The sequence below is a fragment of the Streptomyces sp. NPDC005799 genome (assembly GCF_040630525.1).
Lineage (GTDB): Bacteria > Actinomycetota > Actinomycetes > Streptomycetales > Streptomycetaceae > Streptomyces > Streptomyces griseorubiginosus_B.
Genome location: NZ_JBEXXQ010000176.1, coordinates 1 through 2648 on the forward strand (window position 1 = coordinate 1; position 2648 = coordinate 2648).

The window sequence follows — 2648 nt, forward strand, 5'->3', positions numbered from 1 at the left end:
ACACTTCTCTGCCCGCCAACCCCCACCCCCCCGCGCCGCCGCGGCCGTCCCGGCCCCGGGGCCGTATTTCCCCCCCCCCCCCCCCGCCGGGGGGGGGGTGCTCGTCGACGAGCACCCGCACCTGGGGGTCGAGTGCGTACTCCGGGAACTCTCCATTGCCTCCTCGACGTACTACCGCTGGCGTCGTGCCGAGCACGAGCCGTGCGAACGCGTGCGCCGGGACGCGGAACTGACCGAGCAGATCAAGGAGACCGCAAGCGGGTCGAGCGCCTGATGCGCGAGGCAGACATCGCAGGCATCAGCCCACGTCGCAAGGGCTTCGCGCGCCGGGAGGCCACCGTAGCCCCGGACCTGGTCCAGCGCGACTTCACCGCGAGTGCGCCGAACCGGCTGTGGGGCACCGATCTGACGATGATCCCGACCGGCGAGGGCCCGTTGTGGCTGTCCGCGGTCCGGTACGCGTTCTCCCGGCGGGTGGTGGCCTGGGAGACCTCTGCCCGCGCGGGCGCCGACCTGGTGCTGTCCACGCTCGAGTACGCCCTCGCATCTCGCGAGGTCGAGCCCGGACAGCTCATTCATCACGCGGACCACGGCTGTCAAACCAGGTTCAACCAGTGGATGCAACTCGGGCTTATTTCATCGATAGTAGATGGTCGTTGAGGGCTTCGGCAGGCGTCTTCCAACCGAGGCTCTTGCGGGCGGCAGGAAGTACTCGAGTCAGCCTGCCCGGCGTCCTGCGGCACGTTACGGGCGGCCAACCCGATCACGAACACCGCTATCCCCAATACAAGTCGGAAGTATTGGCGCAACAGGCCGTTCGTGTTCTCGTTGGTGCCGCGCTGCCAGGGGCTGTGCGGATCGGCGAAGTAGACAGGGACGCCAGTCTCGATCGTGAACTGGGCGTGTGCCGACAGCTCCTTGCCGCGGTCCCAGGTGAGCGATCGCCATAGTTGCCCGGGGAGGGTGGCGACCGTGGCCGCCAGCGCGTTCTTCATCGTCACCGCCCCGTAGCCGGCCAGCGGCGGCCCGTTCTTGGTCCGGGGAACCGTGCCGTAGCCGTCCTCGCGGGGCAGGTGGGGCCTTGACCGGGTGAAGGCCCACCGCCCCCAGGGTCATTGCAAGATCGAGATCTGTTCGGGTTTGTCAGGTGAGACCGAGGGCTCGTAGGGGCCGGTGGTAGTCGCGGCGGGTGTGGCGGAGGGCGGCGGCGATGTTGGTCTGGCCGTCTTGGCGGAAGACGCTGATGGCGAGGTTGCGCGGGGAGGCCATGGCACGGGGCAGGTTGCCGGTGCGGATCTTGGAGTCGTCCTCGCGGAACGTGTGGTCTCGCACGTGGTGCAGAAGGTTTTCGATACGCCAGTGGCCTCTGATCCAGGTGGCGAGCTCGGCGGGGGTGGCGTCGAAGACGCTCAGGCTGGTGATCAGATAGACGCGCTCGATGGTCAGCTTCCCGGTGCTCAAGTCGCGTCGCCACGCCACGACTTGGATCGCCTGGCGGGCGCCGGGGTAGTCGAGGTCGCTGAACGCGGCGAGCTTGAGCCGGCGGATCTCGTCGCGGTGGTGGGCGTGGTCGCGAGTGCGGTGCCCGAGCGGGATGTCCCGCCAGGGCAGCTTCCTGACCTGGGCATACAAGCAGGGGTGGTTCTTCTTGACGACGGCCATGTAGTGCGCGCCGCGACTGGCCAGATAGGCCCCGTGGTCGTGCTGGGTGTGCAGGGCGTCGGCGGTCACCACTGTGTTCTCCAGCTCAAGACTGTCCAGCAACGGCGCGAAGGAAGGGGATCTCGTTGCTCTTGGAAGCGACCTGCCGCTGGGCCAGAACCACGCCGTGGTGATCCATCGCCGCCAGCAGTTGGATGGCCGCGGCCGCCCGGGTTCGCGACCCACGGACCACTTTGCCGTCGACCGCGATCACCCGTCGCACTGGCGCCTTCTCCGCCTCAAGCTTGACCAGGGACAGCGTTCTGGCCTGCAGATATGCGCTGATCGCCGCGTCCAGCGCGTCACCGTCCACACGCTGCAGCAGGCGCCGCACGGTTGCGGCGTGCGGCACCGGCCACAGACCGGTAAGCGGGTCGACGGCGAAGCCGAAGACACCCAGCACATGCTGTGGGGCATCCGTGATCCACTCACCGATCGCGATGAGCGACCGCGCGCCGGTCAGCACCGCCGAGACGGCTGCGCACAGCAGCGCGAGGGCCGGATAGCGCAGTCCTCGCGCATCGCGGGGATCGGCGACCAGGATCAACAAACATCGCAGGTCAACGACATCGCTTGAGGTAAGGGGATCACTCAGGGAGCCCAGTTGCTCCAGTGCGGAAGGGATGGGCGATGATGTTCGGGCAGGCACGGTCTCGCTCGGTTCTCATGGGTCTCGACAACCACATGATCACCAGCACCGTGCCTGCTCTACCCTGGGTTCCTTGCCACACAGCGGACATGACGGCACGTCACCCGCGAACCCGGCGAACCCGGACCAATCCTCATCACGCAATGCCCCTGACCCCGCCCCATACACAGACCAACGAGCGATCACCACATAGGACACTGTCTTAACCCCGGTTATTCAGCGGAATTGGGTGAGCTGACGGCCTGACAGCAGAAAGGTGCCGCTGACCTGCGAGGATGCGAGTGTCTAGGTCGTATCC

4 protein-coding genes and 1 pseudogene are annotated in these 2648 nt (G+C 67.1%); 2 read left to right on the plus strand and 3 right to left on the minus strand.

What is annotated here, in order from left to right; all coding sequences use genetic code 11:
* Positions 1–97 precede the first annotated feature (97 nt).
* Positions 98–274 (plus strand): hypothetical protein, encoded by a 177-nt coding sequence (locus tag ABZ453_RS50935; protein ID WP_359026864.1) that lies wholly within the window; start codon positions 98–100, stop codon positions 272–274.
* Positions 274–660 carry a DDE-type integrase/transposase/recombinase gene (locus tag ABZ453_RS50940; RefSeq protein WP_359026866.1) on the plus strand — a complete coding sequence of 129 codons (387 nt, stop codon included), beginning with the start codon at positions 274–276 and terminating at the stop codon, positions 658–660. Before ABZ453_RS50935 ends, ABZ453_RS50940 begins: the two co-directional genes overlap by 1 nt.
* Before the next feature lie 134 nt (positions 661–794).
* Here ABZ453_RS50940 and ABZ453_RS50945 read toward each other — a convergent pair.
* The 3 genes and pseudogenes from ABZ453_RS50945 to ABZ453_RS50955 all read right to left on the minus strand — a co-directional run.
* Positions 795–1076 (minus strand): annotated as a pseudogene (locus ABZ453_RS50945) (IS30 family transposase); the annotation flags it as partial.
* A 67-nt stretch (positions 1077–1143) separates the two neighbouring features.
* On the minus strand, positions 1144–1764 hold the full coding sequence (locus ABZ453_RS50950) for an ISAs1 family transposase (protein WP_359026868.1): 621 nt from the start codon (positions 1762–1764) through the stop codon (positions 1144–1146).
* A complete protein-coding gene (locus tag ABZ453_RS50955; RefSeq protein WP_359026870.1) occupies positions 1748–2251 on the minus strand; it encodes a transposase family protein in 504 nt (167 codons plus the stop codon). The genes ABZ453_RS50950 and ABZ453_RS50955 overlap by 17 nt, the downstream gene beginning before the upstream one ends.
* Between the last annotated feature and the right edge of the window lie 397 nt (positions 2252–2648).

Bases quoted from the DNA above. Each gene is read 5' to 3' on its own strand.
- ABZ453_RS50940 (WP_359026866.1), top strand. From the start codon at position 274: ATGCGCGAGGCAGACATCGCAGGCATCAGCCCACGTCGCAAGGGCTTC.